Below are 20,859 nucleotides of genomic sequence, written 5' to 3'. Positions count from 1 at the left end.
GCTTCCTCCGCACTCGAAGACGGCGCGGGGCCCGGGGCCTCGCGCCGTCCGGAAAAGAAAACGGGGGCGCCGGCCGCACCCCCGCTTCCCGTCACATCATGTCAACGACGGCCTGTCACGGCAGCGCGGGGGTGTTCTCCGCGAAGTACTCGTGGCTGTCCGCGTTGTCGCGGGCGCGCGCGGAGTTGGTGCTGGTCAGGCTGCGGCAGGCGCTCTGGCCGTAGGCGTGGTCATCCGTGTCCGCCACCACCGTGAAGTGGCTCATCTCGTGGATGAGCGTGCCGCCCTTGGAGTCGGTGCCGGACATCGGCGCGCTCCAGAAGGCGTTGCACACGTAGATGCGGTACGGGCTGTTCTTGTAGACGTACGCGTAGGCGCTGTCCGAGCACGCGCAGTCGACGATGACCGACCGGGTGTCGAAGGCGCTCTTGATGGACGCGAAGTGCGACTTGATGGTGGCCACGTTGCTCGCCGTGTTCGGACCGAACCACGTGGTGAAGCGCGTGCCGATGGTGCCGTTGAGGTAGCTGACGGAGTTGTTCGTCATCGACTGCGCGGTGCTGAACGCCGTCGTCACCGTGGCGGCGGGACGCGAACCCGTGCAGCTCGACGTGCTCAGCGCCTGCGCGGAGACCGTGTCGGAGCCCCAGGCCACCGGGGCCTGGAACTCACGGCCCTCGACGAAGAGCTCCACGCTGTCGGAGCGCAGCTGGGAGATGCCCTCGTGGCCCACGTCCGAGTGGTGACCGTCCGAGTCGTAGCGGATGCTGTAGCTGCCCGTCTTCGAGAAGTCGTAGATGGTGCCCAGGTCCACCGTGTACGAGGCGCTCTCCCCCGCCGCCAGGCGCAGGAAGTCCGTCGCCACCGGCGTGGCCCACTTGTAGTGACGGCCGTTGTACTCCGCCTTCGCGCCGTCCACCGTCACCGCGAACAGGTCCTCCTTGAGGCCGTCCGTCGGCGTGTGCCACTTGAGCAGCCGCACCGTGTCCTTCGACACGTTGGTGAGCGTCACCGTCACGCTCACGCTCTCGCGGGCCGCCAGCGACGAGCGCGGCACCGACAGCTTCACCGCCACGTCTCCGGCGACGGCGTCGCGCGCCGACTCACCCTCGGTGGGCACTTCACCCGCGCGCTCCTCCGGAGCACCACAGGCACCCAGCAGCGAGACACTGACAACTGCACCCATCCACCAATTGAGGCGACCACCTGAGCTGAAGCTCATGTCGGGGACTTCCTTTCGGGGGAATGCTTTTTGGGGAGTGACTTCGCGGAGTACGCGGCGGTCCTCATTCAGAGAATGCGGCCCTGTCGCGGTATTCGCTTTATACTCCCGCCCCGGGAATCCCGTCCAGACCCCGACAGATGGGTGTGACTAGGGGCGGGCGTACGACACGAGCAGCGCCACCATGCACGCGGCGTAGCCGAGCACGACGGGGCCGAGCGCGAAGAGGACCGTGTCGTAGAAGCTTTCGGGTTGGGTGTTCATGGGGGCGTGTTCCTTGCGTCGTGCCGCGCGGTCATCGCGTGGCATCCGGACACAAAGCAAGGCCTGGGCCATGGGCGTTACGCGGGTGGAAACCCAGGCGCTTCGCGGGGTTGGCTCGGTGGAGCGGGGCTGCGCGGCCGGGTGCGCCGCGCAGCCTGTTCGCGAATGGGACGCGCGCGCGCGGCAGCGACATTCGAAGGCCCGCGCACGCGCATCCGCTGCATCACTTCGCTGTGGCGGGCGCGCCTTCACCGGCGAGTGAGCGGACGAGCTCCAGGGAGCGCCGCACGTGTTCGCCCACGCGAATCTGGGATTCGAAGCTGTCGCGAATGACTCCGGCGCGGTCGACGACGAACGTCACGCGGCCGGGGAGCAGGCCCAGGAAGGAGGTGCTGACGCCGAAGGCCTCGCGCGCCTCGCCCTTCTCGTCGCTCAGCAGCACGAAGGGCAGGCGGTGCTTGGCGGCGAAGCCCTGGTGGGACGCGGAGGAGTCACCGCTGATGCCGACGACTTCCGCGCCCGCCGCGACGAAGTCCTCGTACTGGTCCCTCAAGCCGCACGCCTGCACGGTGCAACCCGGTGAATCGTCCCGGGGGTAGAAGTAGACGACGAGCACCTTCTGCCCGGCGAGGTCGCGCAAGCGCACCGGCTGGTTGCCTGCTCCCGTCAACGTCACGTCCGGCAGCGCATCCCCGGCTTTCAGCAGCTTCTGCTTCGCCACGCAGTCCTCCCGCATCGCCGGAGGTGGGGCCCGGCGCGCCCGAGGTGCGGCAGTCAACCATGCCCGGAGGGGAGGGGCGAGCTTGCGGACGAGCCCTCCTGGCGAGTGAGGTGCCTGCCCCCTCGCTGCCCGAGGGTGGAGGGGGCGTGGGCGCGCGCCGGTTGGCACCGAGCACCTCCACCACCCCCGCCGCATCTCATGTACGTGGGGGATGCGATGGCGCTCCCCCGTCCGGCAGGCGACAGCCCTGCGCGAGGCCGGACCCGAAATTTCGGGCACGGGAGGCAATGGCGTCTTACCTTTCGAGACAAGACGTGAGAGCTTATCTAGGGTACAGGGCGGAAACTTTCGCCGGAGTTGCGCAACTTCGTGTTCAGGCGTAGGACGCGATCTCCGGGGGGTTGGTCAGGAGTGAACATGGTCGGCCTCGTCGTCGCATCGCACGGGCGTTTGGCGGAGGAGCTGGTCTCCACCGCGGAACAGATCGTGGGGAAACTCCCCGCGGTGGCAACCTGCAACATCGAGCCGGGGACTCCCGTTGAGGATATCCGCGCGAAGATGAAGCAGGCAGTGTCGCGCGTGGACACCGGTGACGGTGTCATCATCCTCGCGGACCTGTTCGGAGGTACGCCCTGTAAGGAGTCGCTGATGATGTGTCAGCGCATGAACCTGGAGGTCCTGGCGGGCGTCAACCTGCCCATGCTCCTCAAGGCGAACTCGCTCCGTTCCGAGCAGCTCACCCTCCCTGAGATGGCCAACCAGCTGGCATCCCACGGTCAGCGCAACATCACCTGTGCATCCGCCCTGCTTCGCGAGGCCCAGCAGCAACCGCGAACTTGACGGACCCGCGCGGGTCGGCGATTCGAGACTGCCGTGATCACCCTGGTCCGCGTCGACAACCGCCTCATCCACGGACAGGTCGTCGAGGCCTGGCTGCCACACCTCAAGGTGTCCCGCGTCGTGGTCGCGGATGACGAGGCTGCTTCCAGCCCCCTCATCCGCGCCGCCATGGCGCTGGCGGTGCAGAGCGCCATCGAGGTGCAGATCCTCGCCCTGTCCCAGGTGGACTTCGCGGCCCTGTCCAAGGACGGGGTGCGCACGCTGGTGCTCCTGCGCGACGTGGCCTCGGTGCCCTTCGCGTACGCGCACGGGCTGAACCTGGGAGAGCTGAACCTGGGCAACGTCCACTTCGGCACCGGCCGGCGGCAGGTGTCCCCGTCCGTGTTCCTGGCGGAAGCGGAGCTGCGCACGCTCCAGCAGCTCGCGGAGCAGGGCGTGCGGGTGGAAGCGCGCGCGGTGCCCGCGGAGAAGCCGGTGGAGCTGCCGGACCTCTCCGAGCGGTGGGCGAAGGCCGGGTGAGCGCGTGAGCGTCGTCTGGGTCCAGGTGGCGCTGGCGGGAGTGTGGGGCGGACTGGTGGCCGTGGAGCGCAAGGCGTTCCTCCAGGCCATGCTGTCCCGGCCGCTCGTCGCCGCCACCGTCATGGGGCTGCTCCTCAATGACGTGCCCTCCGGGCTGGGCGTGGGCCTCTTGCTGGAGCTGTTCTTCCTGGGCACCGCCAACCTGGGCGCGGCGCTGCCGGAGAACGACACCCTGGCGGCCACCGCCACCAGCGCCGCCGCGGGCACGATTACGTTGGCCTCCGGTGCGGGCTCCACGCCGGCCATCTGGTCGCTGGCGGTGCTGCTCTTCATCGGCATGGGCCGGGTGGGGCGGCGCGCGGACCGGCTCCTGGAGGGCTACTCGGCCAGGCTGGCGCGGGTGGCCCTGGCGTCCGCGGAGGCCGGCAACCTCACGCGCGCCATGCGGCAGAACCTGTGGGGCATGTGGCCCCACTTCGTGGTGTACGGCGTGCTGACGTCGCTGTGCGCGCTCGCCGGCTTCTTCGCGGAGCCGATGCTCCAGGCCATGCCTCCCATGATGGTGCGCGGGCTGGCGTGGGCCTGGCCCGCCATGGCCTCCGTGGCGGCCGCCATCGCCGCGCAGGGCAGCCACGCCAGGCGCGCTCCCCTCTACGCGGCGCTGGGCGCGGCGGCGGTGACGGTGACCGTGGTCTTCCTGCTGCTCCAGGAGCGCACGTGAGCGCTCCGGACGCCGCGCTTCCCTGGACGGTGCTGCTGCGCGTCTTCATGCGCTCGCTCTTCCTCCAGGCGTCGTGGAACCCCAAGGGCATGCAGAACCTGGGGCTGGCCTACGCCGTCTTTCCCGCACTGGAGCGGCTGTATGCGTCAGGCACCGCGCGCGAGGAGGCCGTCCGCCGGCACCTGGTCTTCTTCAACACCCATCCCTATGTCGCCGCGGCCATCGTCGGCGGGGTGGTGTTCCACGAGGAGCGAATCGCCCGGGGCGAGGAGACCCCGGACAAGGTCGTGGCCTTCAAGGCGGCGCTGATGGGGCCGCTGGCCGCGCTGGGGGACGGCTTCTTCTGGCTGTCGCTCAAGCCCGCGGCTGGCGCGGTGGGCGCCGCGCTGGTGCCGCTGATGGGGCTGTGGGCGGTGCCGGTGTTCCTGGTGTTCTACAATCTGGTGCACCTGCTCCTGCGGGTGCGGTTGTACTGGCTGGGGCTCACCCTGGGAGACCGGCTGGTGGAGGCGGTGGCGCGGGCCAACCTGCCGGCGCGAGGGGCGCGGCTCAGGACGGTGGCGGCGCTGTGCGCTGGCGGGCTCGCGGCCTGGCTGGCGGTGTCCTTCGGGGCCAACGCGGGCGGGGCCCATGCGCCCCTGCTGGCGGCCGGGTGCCTGGCCCTGGGGGTTGCATCCTACGTGCTGGTCAGCCGTCGGGTGCCCAACTACGTGGTGCTCTACCTCGCGGCGATACTGGCCGGCGCGGCGGGTGCCTTCCTTTAAGAAGCAAGACGAGAGGTAGGAGTCGCGATGGCAACCGAGGCCGTAGGAACATACGAGATCATCAACGAGCTGGGGCTCCACGCCCGGGCGGCGGCGCAGATGGTCAAGGTGGCCAATCGCTTCAAGAGCGACGTCTTCATCGAGGCCGAGGGTCAGAAGGCCAACGCCAAGTCCATCATGGGCGTGCTGATGCTCGCGGCCGCCCAGGGGTTCAAGGTGAAGGTGACGTGTAAGGGAGACGACGCCGAGGCGTGTCTCCAGGAGTTGGCAAAGCTCATCGCCGACCGTTTTGGCGAGTCGAAGTGACGGGTGAGAATGGAAATGCGGTAGGACGCGGAGGGAAGAAAGACACGTGAGCAGCCAGGCCACCCCCACACTGAGGTTGATGGGCATCGGCGCCTCACCCGGCGTGGCGGTCGGCCACGCCTTCATCCTGGACCGCAAGCGCATCCGCACGCCGAAGCTGAGGCTGGCGGAGGCGGAAGTCGAGCCCGAGCGGATGCGGATGAAGACGGCGGTGGACTTGTCCGACCGCCAGCTCGCCGAGCTCAAGGAACAAATCACGCGCACCGAGGGCTCCGACCACGCCCTCATCCTGGAAGCGCACCGGCTGATGCTCCACGACCCGATGCTGGTGGACGCCGTCAACCAGCTCATCGTCGAGGACCGCATCAACGCCGAGTGGGCCGTCCGCCGCGTGGCCCGCAAAATCAAGCACCTGTTCGACAACATCCCGGACGAGTACTTCCGCGAGCGGCGCTCCGACGTGGACTACGTCGCCGACCGCATCATCCGCAACCTGATGGGCCAGGTGGTGGACGAAGAGGTGGAGGTCCCCGCGGAGGCCATCGTCGTCGCACATGACCTGCCCCCGGCTGACGCCGCCATGATGGCGCGCAGCGGCCGGGTGGCGGGTTTCGTGACGGACCTGGGTGGCCAGACGAGCCACACGGCCATCGTCGCCCGGGCGCGCGAGACGCCCGCGGTGGTGGGCGCCGGAAGGGCCAGCGAGCAGATATCTCCCGGGGACCTGGTGGCCATGGATGGCACCCGGGGCATCATCCTGGTCAACCCCACGGAGGAGCAGCTCCAGAGCTTCCGCGAGGAGCAGCGCCGGCACCAGGAGGCCGAGCAGGTCGCGCTGTCGACGAAGGATTTGGAGGCCATCAGCACGGACAGCTTCCGCATCCGGCTCAACGGGAACATGGAGTTCCTGGAGGAGATTCCGTCGCTGCTGGCGCACGGCGCGGAGGGCATTGGCCTGTACCGCACCGAGTTCATGTTCCTGGACCGGAAGACGGCGCCGACGGAGGAGGAGCACTACCGCGCCTACCGTCAGGTGCTGGAGGCCATGGGTGGGCGCCCCGTCACCATCCGCACGCTGGACCTGGGCGGCGACAAGGTGCCGGGCAAGACGAAGCACGAGAAGGAGCCCAACCCGGCGATGGGCCTGAGGGCCATCCGCTACTGCCTGTCCAACCGCGAGCTGTTCCGCACGCAGCTGCGCGCGCTCCTGCGCGCCAGCGTGCACGGCAACCTGCGGCTGATGTTCCCCCTCATCTGCGGGGTGAGCGAGCTGCGCGAGGCCCGGAGCGAGCTGGAGGCGTGCCGCACGGAGCTGGGTCGCGCGGGCGTGCCCGTGGGCAAGCGCTTCCCGGTGGGCATCATGGTGGAGACGCCCAGCGCGGCCATCATCGCGGACCGGCTGGCGCAGGAGGCCGACTTCTTCTCGGTGGGGACCAACGACCTCATCCAGTACTCGCTGGCCATCGACCGCCAGAACCGCGAAGTCGCCTACCTCTACCGGCCGCTGCACCTGTCCGTGCTGCGCATGCTGGACACCATCGTCGCCGCGGCGAAGGCCGCCAACATCCCCGTGTCCATGTGCGGGGAGATGGCGGGAGATCCGCTCTACACGCTGGTGCTGCTGGCGCTCGGCTTCGACGAGCTGTCGATGACGTCGGGGCAGATTCCGGCCGTGAAGCAGTTCATCCGCCGGGTGAGCCGGGTGGAGGCGTCGGAGCTGCTGCGCGAGGCGATGGAGCTGACCACCGCCGAGGAAATCGAGCGCTTCATGCGCACGGAGATGGACCGGCGCTTCGCCAATACGCTGCCGGAGCGCGCCGCGCCTGACGACACCGGCGCCGCGCCTTCCGGCCGCACCACGGGCTGAAGCACCGCGTCCTTCGCCGGGGCGCGGTGTGGGGGCCCGCTCGCCCGCCTGCCCGGCGTGAGACCCGTGCCGAGGCGCGTGGGGCATGCCCAACTTTCAGGTCGAGCAGGTCAACACCTGACCTGGGAGGCGGGCGTGTTCAATCCAGCGGACATCCAGAAGGGCATGACGACGCGGGACAGGGACGGGGAGAACCTGGGCCTCATCGTCTCCGTGGACGCGGCGGGCTTCTTCATCGAGAAGGGCGGCTTCTTCCATCGCGACTGCCGGGTGGCCTTCTCGGAGGTGTCGGACATCGACCGGGACGACGTGTACCTGCGCGAGGACCTGGCGAGCCTTCCAGGCGTCAGACCGGACGTGCTCGCGGCGCGCGGAGAGACGGCCCGTCACGCGGCCCTGTACCACGACGCGACGGGTGCGCTCGGTGTCGCGCCCGTCGACCGGGGGAGGACCCACGCGGAGGGCGAGGATGACGTGCCGCAAGGGGTGCTGCTGGGCAGTCCTTCGGAGCGCTCCGAGGAGCGCCGGCTCGAGCCCGAGGCTTCCGGGCGCCACGCGGGCCTCCCCTCCGAGGGTGACTCGCACACGCGTCGCTGAGTCGCTCCCGCGAGCGTCCATGGGGACGAGGCCACGAGCCGGGCCTGGCGACGGGGGCGCGCGCGCCAGCTCGTCGGCAGTGGGTGCTTCAGTCCGGTGCATCCTCGTCGTCGGAGGCAGCGGGCAGGGAGCCCTCCACCTTCAGGCCCCGCTTGACGCGGTGGCGTCGGATGGCGCGCTCCACGGGGCGCAGGCCCGCGAGGGCCAGGAGGGCGATGGCCACCGTGGTGCCGGCCGCCCAGTGGAAGCCCATGCCGGTGGCGAGGCCCACGGAGGCGGTGAGCCACAGGTTCGCCGCCGTCGTCAGTCCCTTGACGCGCCCCTTGTCACGGATGATGGCGCCCGCGCCCAGGAAGCCGATGCCCACCACCACCTGGCTGGCGATGCGGCTGACGTCCGCGCGCGAGCCGTCCGGGGAGCCGCTGCCCAGCGTCCACTCGACGAAGACGCTGGCCAGCGTGAAGAGACAGGCGCCCAGGGACACGAGGATGTGTGTGCGCAGCCCGGCGGCCTGTCCACGCAGCTCCCGCTCCAGGCCGAGCACGGCGCCGAGCAGCGCCGCGACGCCGAGCCGCAGGGCGATGAGTCTCTCGTCCACGAAGGACGAGCCTACTCACCCAGTTCGATTTTCTCGTCCTTGTCCGCTTCCGTCAGTTCGGGATTGGGCAGCGTGTCCAGCGTGGCCGCCAGCAGCTTCGTGGTGGGCACGACGTAGGGCGCCACTTCCTCGCCCAGCTCCTCGCTGAACTTCGTCACGCGCGCCGCGTAGTCCTCGTCGCGCGAGCCCCAGCTGCCCGCGGCCTCCGCCGCCCAGACCTCCTGGCCGTCGGTGCACCGCAGCAGCTGCGCCTTCACCTCGGCCTCCGCGCCGTCGCCCTTGAGGCTGATGCTCGGGTCCAACCAGAGCACGCCCTCCACGCCCTCCACGCACAGCCCCTTGAACGTGGCGTCCGCGGGGCGGCCCGGCAGCGCGACGTTGTCCTTCACGATGAAGTCGCGGTTCTGGTTCACCCACTGGCGGGCGATGAGGGTCCACAGCTCACCCACCGCGGGCTTCTGGTCGGGCAGCGGCTGCGCCACCACCACCAGCCGCTTCGTCGCCTTGCGGTCCACCTGGGCGTAGTCGCCGCGCACGCGGTGCGTCTTCACCGCGGAGCAACCCGCCAACAGCCCCAGCCCCAGCAGGGGCGCCCATCGCATCATCCTCATGATGTCCCTCTCCCGGCCCCCTTCGTCGGAAGGGGGCCTCGTGTTACCGCGCCGTGTACCGCGTGCCTCAGGCCGCTCGCGTGGAGCTGTCCTCACCGCCGCCGGCCTGGGGCGTGCTGCCTCCCGGGGACGACTCGCGCCGCCGCCGGTCGTGCATGAGCTGCATCACCGCGGCCAGCACCGTGAACGACACCACCAGCGTGGTGATGAGGCCGATGCAGGCCACCATGCCCATGGAGCGCAGGCCGTTGTGCTTGGCGGCCAGCAGCGCGGCGAAGCCCGCCACCGCCGTCAGCGTGGAGGACGCCACCGCCGCGCCCACGCTGCGCAGGGCGACGAGCGGCGAGGTGCCCTCCAGGAAGCGATGCAAGAGGTACAGGCCGTGGCTCACCCCGAAGCCCAGGAGGATGGGCAGGATGATGATGTTCATGAAGTTCAGCCGCAGGCCCGTCAGCGACATGATGCCGAGCATCATCGCCACGCCCACGCCCAGCGGAATCACCGACGCCAGCGCCAGCTTCGCGTTGCGGAAGTCCAGGAAGTGCATGGCCAGAATCCACAGCGCGGTGAGCACCACCGTCACCTTGCCGTCCCAGAGGACGATGCGCGCCAGCTTCGCGTAGAGCTGGGTGGCGCCCGCGGCGCGGAACTCCTTCTGCGCGGTGGGGCCCGGCGGGTCGAAGTCGTCCTTGTCGAAGCGGCCCGGGTTGTACGTGACGGGGATGCCGCGCGTCTCGTCGGCGAACTGCATCATCTTCTGACCGTCGAACAGGTCCACGCTCGAGTAGATGAACGTGAGGTAGCCCTTGTTCTGCGCGGTGGGCAGGTTCTTGAACTGGGCCTTGTAGTTGTCCGGCACGCCGTGCACGTCGAAGGGCTTGGCATCCAGCACCTTCATGAAGAACGTGGCCTTGTCCTGCATGTCTGGCGGCAGCGCGGAGATGGAGAAGCCGCGCGCCTCCAGATTGGCCATGTCCTGCTTCCACTCCTGGAGCACCTTCTCGTTGGCCTTCGCCGTCGCCTCGGGCGGCACGAAGGTGAAGATGCTCACCACCTGGTCGATGGACGGGTACTTGTGCGCGTTCTGCGTCAACTCGCGGTACACGCCCTCGGCCTCGTCCAGGTCCTTGGTGTAGACGGCCATCGGGTCGCTGGAGATGTTGAAGCGGACGTTGATTTCGTCCTGCAGCAGCACGGACGACATGCCGTCCGGGATGAGCGCGCGGGTGTTGTAGTTGAAGCCCACGCCGTGCTTCACGCGGTCGAAGAAGCTCAGCTTGCCCTCGGGCGGCTCGCCCGTGCCCGCCCAGGGGACGGCGGCGGCGCAGATGAGCGCGACGATGGCGGTGCTCACGCCCAGCACCAGGCCCGGCCGGGGGATGCGCAGCTCCTCGCCGCTGGCGGAGTTGACCGGCGGCGGCTTCATCTCGCCGATGAGCTTCTTGGGCCACGCCGGGTTGATGCGGCCGACCAGCGCCAGCAGCGACGCGCTCCACACGAAGAGCGTCAGGCCCAGGATGAGCGTGCCGCAGCCGGCCAGGAAGCCGAACTGGGAGAAGCCGCGGAACTCGCTGACCATCAGCACGAAGAAGGAGCCACCCGTCACGATGGCGGCCACCGCCGCGGGGCGGCCCGCGTTGACGAAGGCGTCGATGATGGCCACGTCGTACGGCTTGCCCGCGCCCAGCTCCAACCGCGTGCGGAAGGTGAAGTGGATGCCGTAGTCGATGCCGAACCCCATCAGGATGCCGCCCAGGATGGAGGTAATCATGTTGAGCTCACCAATCGTCGCGTAGGTGAAGCCCAGCGTATAAATCGTCCCAATCACCGTGCCGCTGACGACGATGAAGGTCGGCGCCAGCTTGCGGAAGAAGAGGATGGTGATGACGAAGATGGTCATCAGCGCGATGACGGTGACGGGCTGCAGGGACTCCTCAATCGCGAAGGAGTCGTCCACCGTCGTCTTGTACGAGCCGGTGTAGCCGTAGGCGATGAGGTTCGAGTCCCCCATCGTCTGGTAGTCCTCGACGAGCTTCACCTTGCCGGGCTGCGTGGAGTACGCGGCCAGGTCCTTGTTGAGCTTGTCGAGGTAGTCCTTCGTCTTGCCGATATCCGTGGTGTCCCACATCGGCTTGACGAGGATGAGCACCATCTTCTTGTCGCTGGAGATGTTGTAGTCGTCGCGGATGCTCTTCTTGCCGACGGACGAGTACTTGTCGACCAGGTCCTGCATGTCCAGCTCCACCGGCTTGGTGGCGCCCATGTCGATGTAGAAGGGGTTGCTGCGGCGCAGCTTGTCCTCGAGGAAGGCCATGATGCGGCGCTTGCCTTCCACCAGGTCCTCCGTCTTCACGAAGAGGACCATGTTCTGCTGGATGAAATCGACGGGCAGCTTGTAGGAGACGGTGCGGACGTTCTCCTTGTCGGCCTCGAGCATGACGGCGATGTCGTCGGCGGTCCGCTTCATCGCGGCCTCGTCCGTCGAGCGCAGGGCGAGCATCAAGAAGCCGCTGCCCCCCACCATGTCGATGACCTGCTTGACGTCCTTCACCTCCGGCAAATCCTGGGAGATGAGGTCGAGCTGGTTGGAGTTGATGCGCAGCTTCAGCGTGGCCCACGTGGACACGGCGAGCAGGGTCAGCAGTACGGCCAGGATGGTGCCTGGACGACGGACCAGCAGCTCGGCGAAGGCGTAGGCGAAGCGAGAATGCGAGTTCGGGTTTCGAGGAGCGCCGCTCATTCGCGGGCGACCCTACCGACAAACGCGCTGCCCCGGAAGCACGGCCCACCTGCCCGCCCGGCTTCCTGGCCACGTGGAAATCCCGGAGCGGGTTCGGGAATAATTGACAGGGTGCCGACGAGCCCTCAGCGCCCCCCCTCCACGGGGAGGGCGGCGGGCAGCGGCTCGGGCGGGGCCCGGGGGGGCAGGAAGAACGAGCGGGGGTCGGCGAGGAAGCGGGCCCCCACCGCCCGCAGGAAGGGCAGGGCCTCCCCCACGGGCACGTCGCGGGCCCTCACGGCCACTCCCAGGGCCAGCGAGAAGGACACGGTGAAGTTCATGACGCCGATGAGCCCCACGCCCACCAGGGCCATCAGGAAGTCGGACTGGAGCACCGCCTGGGGGCCGAGCGCGCCGCCGGCCATGGCCAGCGAGCCGAGCGCGAAGGTGACGTGGCGGATGTCCAGGGGCAGCCCGAAGAAGCGCCCGAGCACGCTCATCAGCGCCAGCAGGAAGCCCAGCGTCACGTTGGCGCCCAGGCCGGAGGCCGCGTGCACCAGCCCGTCCGCGAGCCGCTGTGCGCCGCCCACTCCCAGCACGCGCCGCAGCACGCGGTGGTGGGCCAGGGCCTCCGGCAGCCGCCGGTAGACCACGAAGTTCTCCAGCCACCCGCCCGCCACGCTGGACAGCCAGAGCAGCACCCCGGTGAGGGCCGCGTACGGGAGCGCGCCGCTCCTCCACGGGTGCATGGAGGCCACCGTGGCCTGGGCCTTGGCGGGGGTGAGGAAGGGCGTGCCCCGCGCGGCCTGCCACGCCAGGGCGATGGCCACCGCCGCGGGCAGCACGCAGCCCAGGTTGCCGGTGAAGGCGGCCAGCTGCGAGCGGATGATGCGGGGGATGAGGTCCACCAGGCTCGACAGCCGGTCGCCCCGGGCGCCCTCGGCCACCGCTCCCGCCAGCGTGGCCGCCGTGACGGACGGCTGCTTGGTGGCCAGCGTGAAGCCCAGCGCCTGGATGAGGAGGAAGGCCACCGCGTAGTTGAGGCCCACGGCCAGCCACGAGAAGAACGGCGCGAGCGCCATCGCCGTGAGGGCGAACTTGCCGGCCACGGCGACGGCCGTCACCAGCCCTCCGCCCGCGGCCGAGTGCACCATGGCGTGGAACTCCGCGCGGGTGCTGGTGATGTAGTGCTCGCCGGAGTGGCCCGCGCGCTCGATGATTTTGCGCGCCAGCATCCGCGCGTTGCGGCGCACCAGCTCGCCCACGGAGCGGTCCGCGTGCGCGCGCCGCAAGAGGTCCGACAAGAGCCCCAGCGCCTCGCGCCAGCGCGGCTCACCCCGGGGCGCGCCCAGCACCCGGGCGATGGCCTCCATGCGCTCCAGGCTCCGGCGGATGCGCTCCAGCCGGTACACCAGGTCCACGCTGACGCCCGAGGCCTCCAGGTGTCGCGACACGCTGACCACCACGCGGCGGCAGTCGTCCACGCAGGTGGACACGTCCTTCAGCGTGTCCTGGGCCGCGTCGCGCGCCAGCACCGCGTCGCACACCAGCCGCAGGCGCAGGAAGGGCGAGGCGCGAAAGGACATCTCGGGCGTGCGGTCCCGCATGTCCTCCAGGGTCCCCAGCGCCGCGGTCTGCACCGCCAGCAGCATCAGGGCGTCGAGCAGGTCGGAGCGCACGCGGGCGGCGGGCACCGGGGCCGGCGGTCTGGGCTCGCCCACCAGCGCGGCCAGCTTCGCCATCCAGGCGGGCGACAGCCGTGCCAGCCACGCCGCGTCCTCCGGCACGGGGAACAGGCGCAGGAGCAGCTCCGACAGCTTGCCGGGCTCCGGCGCGGAGGGAAGCAGCGTGCGGGCCAGCCGGTCGGACGCCTCCGACAGGAAGCCCTGGCCCGCGGGCAGCCCCACCTGCGCGAAGAGCTTCAGGCCCCGGCTGCCATCACACACGGCGGAGACCAGGCTCGTCACCGCCGCGCGCATCGTGGGCTCTCCCTCCAGGATGCGCACCATCAGGGCCAGGCGCGTGTCCGCGGGGGGCGCCTCCGGCTCGGCGGGGTCCACCAGCGCGTGGGCGGGGATGGGCTCTCGCAGCCACGTCATCCAGCGCTCCACCCAGTCGAGCCTCGACTCCAGGCCGTCCTCGGGCACGTCGCGCAACAGCCGGTACACGTCCCGCACCGCGGGGTGCCCCGGGGCGCGCGGCGCGTACTGCACGCAGAACGCGTCCACCTCCCGCTCGGAGGGAGCGTGGGAGGTGCGGCTCGGAGTGAGCGGAGCGGGGGCGGGGAAGGTCATCGACCAGGCAAGAGGGGGAGGGCGAGACTACGCCATGCGTCGCCCCCTCGGAACCCCTCCGACGGCCGGGGGCCTGGTGGCCTGGCCGCCGGGAGTGGGTGCGGCGGCTACTTCTTCGCCAGCTCCAGCCGCATGCGCTCCAGCAGCTTGTCCCATCCACCCTGGGCCAGGAGCGGCTGCACCTGCGTGTCGCGGATGTCCTGGAGCATGGAGGAGCCCAGCACCGTCACGTCCACGACCTTCCACGCGGCGGCGTCCTTCACCAGCCGGTACTTCAGCTTCATCTCCTGCGTCTTCAGCGGGTGCTTGATGAAGACGACGGAGTCCACCGTGGCCTCGTTGCCCTTCACCTCGGCGGGGGAGTAGACGATGTCCTCCAGCGACTTGAAGTTCTCCCGCACGCGCGGGAAGGCGATCTTCGCGAACAATCCATGGAAGAGGGTGATGAACTCCTTGCGCTGCTCATCGGTGCCCTTGGCCCACGAGTCGCCGAGCAGGAACTTCCCCTGCTCCTCGCCGCTGAAGAGCTTGAGGGCCGCCGCGTCGCGCTCGTAGCGCACGGACTGCACCACCGTCTTCACCGGCTTGACGACCGCGTCGTCCTTCTTCGGGGCCGCGGCCAGTGCGGGCACGGACAGGGTGAAGGCGACCAGGAGGGAGAGGGTACGGAAGCGGGCGTTCATGTCGGGCGAGTCCTCCACAGCGAATGCTCGGCGTTCTGTTAGCCCAGGAGAACGCCGGGCGCCTCGCGAAATTCAACCCCGGATGCAGGGCGAGCAGGCCCCGTGCCCGCCCGCTCCACATGCTGGACACTCGAATGAAGCCGCCGCGCTGTCCGTTTGACTCCCTTGGGACCACACTTTAGTGTCCGCCCGCGCGCGCGGTATGCGCCCCCCTTGCTCTGAGACGACATGCCTACCGACTACCTGTTCACGTCCGAATCCGTCACTGAGGGCCACCCGGACAAGATCGCCGACCAGATCTCCGACGGTGTCCTCGACGCCATCATCGCCAAGGACCCGCAGGCGCGCGTCGCCGTGGAGACGCTCGTCAAGACGGGGCTCGCCATCGTCGCGGGCGAGGTGACGACGAACACCTACGTGGACATCCCCAAGATTGTCCGCAGCACCATCTGCCGGATTGGCTACACCGACAGCGCCATGGGCTACGACGGCAACACCTGCGGCGTCATGGTGGCCATCGAAGGGCAGAGCCAGGACATCGCGCGCGGCGTGGACAACAAGAAGGAGCAGGGCGCCGGTGACCAGGGCATGATGTTCGGCTTCGCGTGCGACGAGACGCCGGAGCTGATGCCCGCCCCGCTGCACTACGCCCACGCGCTGACCCGCAAGCTGGCGGACGTGCGCCGCAAGCAGCACGACTGGATTCGTCCCGACGGCAAGAGCCAGGTGACGGTGGAGTACCGCGACGGCCGCCCGGTGCGCATCGACGCGGTGGTGGTGTCCACCCAGCACTCGGACGAGGTCTCCAACAAGAAGATCCAGGAGGCCATCCGCGAGGACGTCATCGCGAAGGCGCTCCCCAAGCGGCTCGTCGACAACAAGACCAAGTTCTACATCAACCCCACGGGCCGCTTCGTGGTGGGTGGCCCCATGGGCGACTCGGGCCTCACCGGCCGGAAGATCATCGTCGACACCTACGGCGGCATGGGCCGTCACGGTGGCGGCGCCTTCAGCGGCAAGGACCCGTCGAAGGTGGACCGCTCCGCCGCGTACATGGGCCGCTACATCGCCAAGACGGTGGTGGCAGCCGGCCTGGCGCGCCGCTGCGAGGTGCAGGTCTCCTACGCCATCGGCGTGGCTGACCCTGTCAGCGTCATGGTGGAGACCTTCGGCACCGCCACGGTCCCCGAAGAGCGCATCGCCAAGGCCATCCGTCAGACGTTCGGCCTGCGGCCGCGCGAAATCACGGAGCACCTGGACCTGCTGCGGCCCATCTACCAGAAGACCGCCGCGTACGGTCACTTCGGCCGCACGGAGAAGGAGTTCACCTGGGAGCGCACGGACAAGAAGGACGTGCTCCGGGATGCGGCGAACAGCACCGCCACGGGTCGTCGCCTGAAGGTGGTTTGACGCTTCGGAGCGAAGTCCTCGGCTGACGCTGGGCCGAGATGGGCCGCCTTCCCACACCGGGGGCGGCCCATCGTCGTTTGTGCGTCGGTGTTCGCCGTGCCCCGTGACTTCCGCTGGCGGAAGGTCATTTCCTGACCGGGAGCCCGGGAATACTTTCGCGGGAGAGGGACCGCACCGATGGCCACCCAGTTCCCGCACCTCGAGCCCATCCACCGCGACTTCATCCTGCGCCAGCGGATGTTCTTCACGGCCTCCGCCGCCAGCGCCGGTCGGGTGAACCTCTCACCGAAGGGGCTCGACTCGCTCCGTGTGCTCGGCCCCAGCGAGGTCGTCTACCTGGACCTCACCGGCAGCGGAAACGAGACCGCCGCGCACCTGCGCGCCGACGGACGCCTCACTCTCATGTTCTGCGCCTTCGAGGGGCCGCCCATGATTCTGCGCCTCTATGGACGCGGCCAGGTGCTGCGCCGGGGCAGCACCGAATACACGCGGCTGCTGGCCTCCGAGTTCGGCGGCGTGGAGCCACTGGGGGCTCGGCAGATGGTGAAGCTCGACATCGACCTCGTGCAGAAGTCCTGCGGCTACAGCGTGCCCCTCTACGAGTTCACCAGCGACAGGCCCACGCTCACGCGCTGGGCCGAGAACAAGGGCGAAGAGGGACTGGCGGAGTACCGGCTCAAGAAGAACGCGCGCAGCCTCGACGGCCTGCCGACCGGCCTCTTCGACGAGGACGACACACCCGCTGGCGAGACGTAGGACGTGTGGCAGGGGAGCAGGAGCGCCGGTGCTCCCGCCCCCCGATGTCGCTCAGAGCAGCCCGTGCGCCTTGAGCGCGTCGATGGCCGCGGGGAGTGCCGGCGAGCGCGACGGGGCCTTGCCCGCGGGAGAGCGCACGGCGCTGACGAAGACGTGGCGGCCCTTGGGCGAGGCGACGTGGCCCACCATCCAGGTGACGTCACCCTCCTTCTTGTTCGGGTACCAGCCCGTCTTGGCGCTCAGCACCGCGCCATCCTTCCAGGGGCCGCCCAGGTTGATGCCGTCGCGGACGCTGGCCACGGTGTCTGGTCCATGCGTCATCGTGCCCTTCACCTTCTCCAGCACCTCGGGGCTGACGGGGAACTCTCCCCGGAACATGCGCGCGAGGAAGTCGAGCTGCTCGTCGGGAGAGATGAGCAGGGGACCTCCCAGCCAGAAGAGGGTGATGTCGCCGGAGGCGTCCTGCGTGCCGTAGTGGAAGCGCTTGAGCCAGTCCTCCATGCGCTCACGGCCAAGCTGCTTCGCCGTGCCCTGGAAGAACCACACCGCGGAGCGGCGCATGGCCGTGTCCAGCGTCTGGTCCTGGTTCCACATCGCGATGGAGTGCTTCGTGCCGTCCCACTTGCGCACCTCGTCCACGCTCGACACGACGCCCGTCTCCAGGGCGATGAGCGCGTGGGGCACCTTGAAGGTGGAGGCAGGAGGGAGCCGCGTGGCGCACTTCTCCTTGTCGTTGCGAGTCACCTTGCCTGTCTCCAGGTCCATCAACAGGAAACAGCCTGGGTGGGCCGCTGGGGCCTTGGGCGCGGCGGCGAGCGCGCTGGAGGTGGCGAGGGTGAAGAGGGCAAGCAGTGTCGAGGGGATGCGGAACATGGGGCTCCGGTTCGTGCGCGACGTGGACAGCGCTTCGCGCGTTGGGGCCGGGGCGAGAGCAAGGCCCGCGCCAGGGTTCGTCGCGGGGTGCGTGAGGAAGAACCCGTAGGGACGCGTGGTCCGCCGGACACGAAGCCGTGGCACCTCGTCCACGGGCTCGTGGCTCGAAGCCCACGCGCGCGTCAACTTCGACGGTGCAGGTGGAGCCGCGGGATTCATCGACATCGCGACGACGAAAGAAGCGGCGTAGCGTTCTGGCGGGAAGATTCTGGCGACCCGCCGTTGGGTGGGCATGGGCTGCCAGGGCACATACGCGGGGAGTACGGCGGTGGATGACGGGTCCTGGTCCTGGATTCCGCGGCCGAGGTGGGCCGCGCTCGTGTTGGTGGTGGGTGTCGCGGGAGCCGCCGCTGTCGTCGCGGGCGTGCGCTCGCGGCTGAGTCCCACGCCCGTGTCGCCGGAGCTGTTCCTGACCGGCGCGCCGGTGCGCACGCTGGAGGCGCGGGTGAGCTATCCCGGCGCGGACGTGCACCGTCCCTACGGACCGCTGCGCTCGGGGGACGCGGGCGGACCGACTCCGGCGCCGCTGCGCGAGCTGGCGCGACTGGAGGCCGAGGGCGACATGCATGGCCTCGCGGCGGCCTATCTGGTGCGCCGCAACGCGGAGCTGGCCGCGCCCTATCTGGCGAAGGCGGGGACGTCTCCGGACGTGGCCAGCGACAGGGCCATCATGGCGTTGGACCAGGGGGACTCCGCCACGGCGCTGGCGCTGCTGGAGGGGGTGCTGAGCGCTCGGCCGAATCATGCGCAGGCGCTGTGGAACAGGAGCCTGGTGCTGCGGGACCTGGAGCTGTGGGCGCTCACCGCGCGCTCCTTCGACGCCGTGGCCGCGCTGGGGGAGCCGGGCTGGGCGGCGGAGGCCAGGACTCGCGCGGACGCGGCGCGCGCTCGGCTGATGGGCACGGAGGACCGGCGCAAGACGTCGGCGCGAGGGCACGCGCTCGTGATTGAGGGCGAGCCCGTGTCCGCCGAGGTCCTCCGTGCGCAGCCCGGCATGTTCCGCATGTACTTGTACGAGGCCATTCGCGCGGCGCCCTCGGTGGAGCGGCTGCGCGCGCTGGAGCCGGTGGCCGCGGTCCTGGATGCGCGCGCTGGCGGCACGGTGCTGGGGGATGCCATTCACAGGGCGAGCGGACGTGACTTCCGGGGCCGCGCGCCCCTGGCTCGTCGCTACCTGGAGCTGTACCGCACGCATGACGTCGCCGGTGGACTCGCCGCGTTCCTGGAGGAGCTGCGGGAAGCCGGCGAAATGGACCTGTACCTGGGCGCGTTGGTGCGCGAGGAGAAGGTGGGGGAACGGCTGGAGGAACTCGCGCCGCTCATCACTCAACTCGCGGACCCGTGGTTCACGCTCCTCTTGGAGCACGAGCGCGCCAGCGTGGCCATCTCCCGAGGAGAGCTGCTCCAGGCGGAGCAACACCTCCTGAGCGCCGCCTCGCTCTGCCAGCAACATCCCTTCGGCTACCGCTGCATCCCGATTGAAGCGGACCTGGGTGACGTGTATCGCCAGCTCCACCGACTGGCGGAGTCCCACCGTCACCTCCAGGCCGCGCGCGCCCTGTACCGCACGGACCCGAGGTGGGGAGAGACGCAGCTCCTCCTCCAGCTCGGGCAGCTCGCTCGCTATCAGGGTGACGCAGCGCTGGCGCGGGCCTACCTGGAGGAAGCACTCGCGCAGCGTCCCGAGGACTGCACCATCCGCCACTTCGTCCGCTCGAACGATGCGCTGGCCTTGCTGGGGACCTTCTCCGTGGAGCAGGCCCGGGAGCGCATGCGCGAGGCGCTGTCCTGCAAGACGCCCTTGCTGCTCTCGGGGGCGAAGACGCTCGCGGACCTGGCGCGGCTGCGGCCGGACCCGGAGCAGGACGCGCGGCTGGTGGCGGGCCTGTCGGAGCGGCGCCAGCAGCACACGCTCACTCCGGGTGAGGCAGCCCTGCTCACGCACATCGAGGGGCGCTTCCTGGTGGAGAAAGACAGGGTGCGAGGCGAGGCGTTGCTCCGGCAGTCCATCGCGGAAGCGCGGCGCCTTCCGCCCACCAGCGTCGATGCGCGCAAGGCTCGCGCGTACAGCTACACGTCGCTGCTCTTCGCGGCGGCCCAGGCGGGAGAATCCGAGCAGGCGTTCCGACTCTTCGGTGAGGAGCTGGGCGGCGCGCTTCCCGAGCAGTGTGTCCTCGCCGTCACCGCGGATGTCGAGCGGACGCTGGTGCTGGCGCGAGGCCCGGATGGCCGGCTCGTGGAGCACCACGATGCGAACCGCCGTACACCGCTGGATGAGGAGCTTCAGGGACTCGTTCCCGAGTCGGTGACGACGCTGCTGCGGGCGTGCCCGACGGTGGAGGTGGTGGCGCGTCCTCCGCTGCATGGGCGCGCGGGGCTCCTGCCCGAGGACCTGGCGTGGGCCTACCACGTGGTGAGGCCGCAGCCGGTTGTGCCGGCGACGAGCACGGGGCGTCGGCTGGTGGTGGCGGAGGTGCAGGCGCCCGCGTCGCTGGGGTTGCCCGCGCTCGGCGGATGGGCGGGGCTGCCCGGGGATGACGCCACGGTGTTGCTGGGACGACAGGCCACTCCTTCACGCGTGCTGGAGGCGATGGCGGATGCCTCGCAAATCGAGGTCCATGCCCACGGCCTGATGAACCCGGATGTGTCCGAGGCCTCGCTGCTGGTGCTGTCCCCCGAGGCGGGTGGTCGCTATGCGCTCACCGCGGGCGAGGTGCGCGCGACGAAGCTGCGAGGCCAGCCCCTGGTCATCCTGGCCGCGTGCCGGGCCGCGCATGGCACCACCTGGACGTATGAGCGCTTCAGCCTGCCCGTCGCCTTCCTGGACGCGGGGGCGCGCACGGTGCTCGCGGCGACGGTGGATGTGCCCGATGCCGAAGCGGGACCTTTCTTCAATGCGGTGCGCGAGCGGATTCAGCGTGGAGAGCGCGCGGCGAATGCACTGCGAGATGTGCGGATGACGTGGATGCGGCGAGACCCGAGCAGCTGGGTGCGCTCCGTCCTGGTTTTTGAATGAGGGCGGGATGGGCCCGCC

Annotated in this window: 18 protein-coding genes; 10 read left to right on the top strand and 8 right to left on the bottom strand. The window is 69.7% G+C overall.

All coding sequences use genetic code 11. The features are described 5' to 3' along the window. Window positions 1–115: 115 nt before the first annotated feature. Both ACN469_RS31955 and ACN469_RS31950 read right to left on the bottom strand, forming a co-directional pair. Entirely contained in the window at window positions 116–1,222 is a 1,107-nt protein-coding gene (locus ACN469_RS31955) for a M35 family metallo-endopeptidase (RefSeq protein WP_498774065.1), read from the bottom strand. A 487-nt stretch (window positions 1,223–1,709) separates the two neighbouring features. Continuing rightward, complete coding sequence (locus ACN469_RS31950; protein WP_498774063.1) at window positions 1,710–2,207, bottom strand: peroxiredoxin; 498 nt, start codon at window positions 2,205–2,207, stop codon at window positions 1,710–1,712. A gap of 417 nt (window positions 2,208–2,624) precedes the next feature. Between ACN469_RS31950 and ACN469_RS31945 the strand changes: the two genes are divergently transcribed. The 7 genes from ACN469_RS31945 to ACN469_RS31915 all read left to right on the top strand — a co-directional run bounded on the left by ACN469_RS31945 (window position 2,625) and on the right by ACN469_RS31915 (window position 7,821). Further along, the gene (locus ACN469_RS31945; protein WP_141647100.1) at window positions 2,625–3,047 is read left to right on the top strand and encodes a PTS sugar transporter subunit IIA; all 423 of its coding nucleotides are present in this window, start codon (window positions 2,625–2,627) and stop codon (window positions 3,045–3,047) included. Window positions 3,048–3,080: 33 nt separating this feature from the next. Further along, a complete protein-coding gene (locus ACN469_RS31940; RefSeq protein WP_498774061.1) occupies window positions 3,081–3,566 on the top strand; it encodes a PTS sugar transporter subunit IIB in 486 nt (161 codons plus the stop codon). Window positions 3,567–3,570: 4 nt separating this feature from the next. Then, window positions 3,571–4,287: a PTS sugar transporter subunit IIC gene (locus ACN469_RS31935; protein ID WP_498774059.1), complete on the top strand. Its 717-nt coding sequence runs from the start codon at window positions 3,571–3,573 to the stop codon at window positions 4,285–4,287. Then, window positions 4,284–5,051 carry a PTS system mannose/fructose/sorbose family transporter subunit IID gene (locus ACN469_RS31930; RefSeq protein WP_498774057.1) on the top strand — a complete coding sequence of 256 codons (768 nt, stop codon included), beginning with the start codon at window positions 4,284–4,286 and terminating at the stop codon, window positions 5,049–5,051. Before ACN469_RS31935 ends, ACN469_RS31930 begins: the two co-directional genes overlap by 4 nt. Window positions 5,052–5,078: 27 nt before the next feature. Beyond that, the gene (locus tag ACN469_RS31925) at window positions 5,079–5,357 is read left to right on the top strand and encodes an HPr family phosphocarrier protein (RefSeq protein ID WP_498774055.1); all 279 of its coding nucleotides are present in this window, start codon (window positions 5,079–5,081) and stop codon (window positions 5,355–5,357) included. A gap of 46 nt (window positions 5,358–5,403) precedes the next feature. Beyond that, a complete protein-coding gene (gene ptsP, locus ACN469_RS31920; RefSeq protein WP_498774053.1) occupies window positions 5,404–7,224 on the top strand; it encodes a phosphoenolpyruvate--protein phosphotransferase in 1,821 nt (606 codons plus the stop codon). 135 nt (window positions 7,225–7,359) lie between these two features. Continuing rightward, window positions 7,360–7,821: a hypothetical protein gene (locus ACN469_RS31915; RefSeq protein WP_498774051.1), complete on the top strand. Its 462-nt coding sequence runs from the start codon at window positions 7,360–7,362 to the stop codon at window positions 7,819–7,821. An 88-nt stretch (window positions 7,822–7,909) separates the two neighbouring features. On the opposite strand, the gene ACN469_RS31910 is transcribed toward ACN469_RS31915, so the two are convergent. The 5 genes from ACN469_RS31910 to ACN469_RS31890 all read right to left on the bottom strand — a co-directional run bounded on the left by ACN469_RS31910 (window position 7,910) and on the right by ACN469_RS31890 (window position 14,726). Then, complete coding sequence (locus tag ACN469_RS31910; protein WP_498774050.1) at window positions 7,910–8,419, bottom strand: MgtC/SapB family protein; 510 nt, start codon at window positions 8,417–8,419, stop codon at window positions 7,910–7,912. Window positions 8,420–8,430: 11 nt separating this feature from the next. Then, a complete protein-coding gene (locus ACN469_RS31905) occupies window positions 8,431–9,030 on the bottom strand; it encodes an MXAN_6521/LA_1396 family lipoprotein (RefSeq protein WP_498774048.1) in 600 nt (199 codons plus the stop codon). A 67-nt stretch (window positions 9,031–9,097) separates the two neighbouring features. Beyond that, window positions 9,098–11,770 (bottom strand): efflux RND transporter permease subunit, encoded by a 2,673-nt coding sequence (locus ACN469_RS31900; protein WP_498774046.1) that lies wholly within the window; start codon window positions 11,768–11,770, stop codon window positions 9,098–9,100. A gap of 125 nt (window positions 11,771–11,895) precedes the next feature. Continuing rightward, complete coding sequence (locus ACN469_RS31895; RefSeq protein WP_498774044.1) at window positions 11,896–14,043, bottom strand: site-specific recombinase; 2,148 nt, start codon at window positions 14,041–14,043, stop codon at window positions 11,896–11,898. A 107-nt stretch (window positions 14,044–14,150) separates the two neighbouring features. Then, a complete protein-coding gene (locus tag ACN469_RS31890) occupies window positions 14,151–14,726 on the bottom strand; it encodes an ABC transporter substrate-binding protein (RefSeq protein WP_498774042.1) in 576 nt (191 codons plus the stop codon). Between the two features lie 228 nt (window positions 14,727–14,954). Here ACN469_RS31890 and metK point away from each other — a divergent pair, with 228 nt between their 5' ends. Both metK and ACN469_RS31880 read left to right on the top strand, forming a co-directional pair. Continuing rightward, on the top strand, window positions 14,955–16,136 hold the full coding sequence (gene metK, locus ACN469_RS31885; RefSeq protein WP_498774040.1) for a methionine adenosyltransferase: 1,182 nt from the start codon (window positions 14,955–14,957) through the stop codon (window positions 16,134–16,136). A gap of 177 nt (window positions 16,137–16,313) precedes the next feature. After that, window positions 16,314–16,892: a pyridoxamine 5'-phosphate oxidase family protein gene (locus ACN469_RS31880; protein ID WP_498774038.1), complete on the top strand. Its 579-nt coding sequence runs from the start codon at window positions 16,314–16,316 to the stop codon at window positions 16,890–16,892. Window positions 16,893–16,943: 51 nt separating this feature from the next. Here ACN469_RS31880 and ACN469_RS31875 read toward each other — a convergent pair whose 3' ends face one another. Further along, on the bottom strand, window positions 16,944–17,765 hold the full coding sequence (locus tag ACN469_RS31875; protein WP_498774036.1) for a penicillin-binding transpeptidase domain-containing protein: 822 nt from the start codon (window positions 17,763–17,765) through the stop codon (window positions 16,944–16,946). A 328-nt stretch (window positions 17,766–18,093) separates the two neighbouring features. Between ACN469_RS31875 and ACN469_RS31870 the strand changes: the two genes are divergently transcribed. Continuing rightward, window positions 18,094–20,841 (top strand): CHAT domain-containing protein, encoded by a 2,748-nt coding sequence (locus tag ACN469_RS31870; RefSeq protein ID WP_498774034.1) that lies wholly within the window; start codon window positions 18,094–18,096, stop codon window positions 20,839–20,841. The last annotated feature ends 18 nt before the right edge of the window (window positions 20,842–20,859 follow it).

The organism is Corallococcus terminator (assembly GCF_049194865.1).
In the GTDB taxonomy this organism is placed as follows: domain Bacteria; phylum Myxococcota; class Myxococcia; order Myxococcales; family Myxococcaceae; genus Myxococcus; species Myxococcus terminator_A.
Note: the sequence above shows the minus strand (reverse complement) of the source record. Positions and strands in the feature narration are given on the sequence as shown.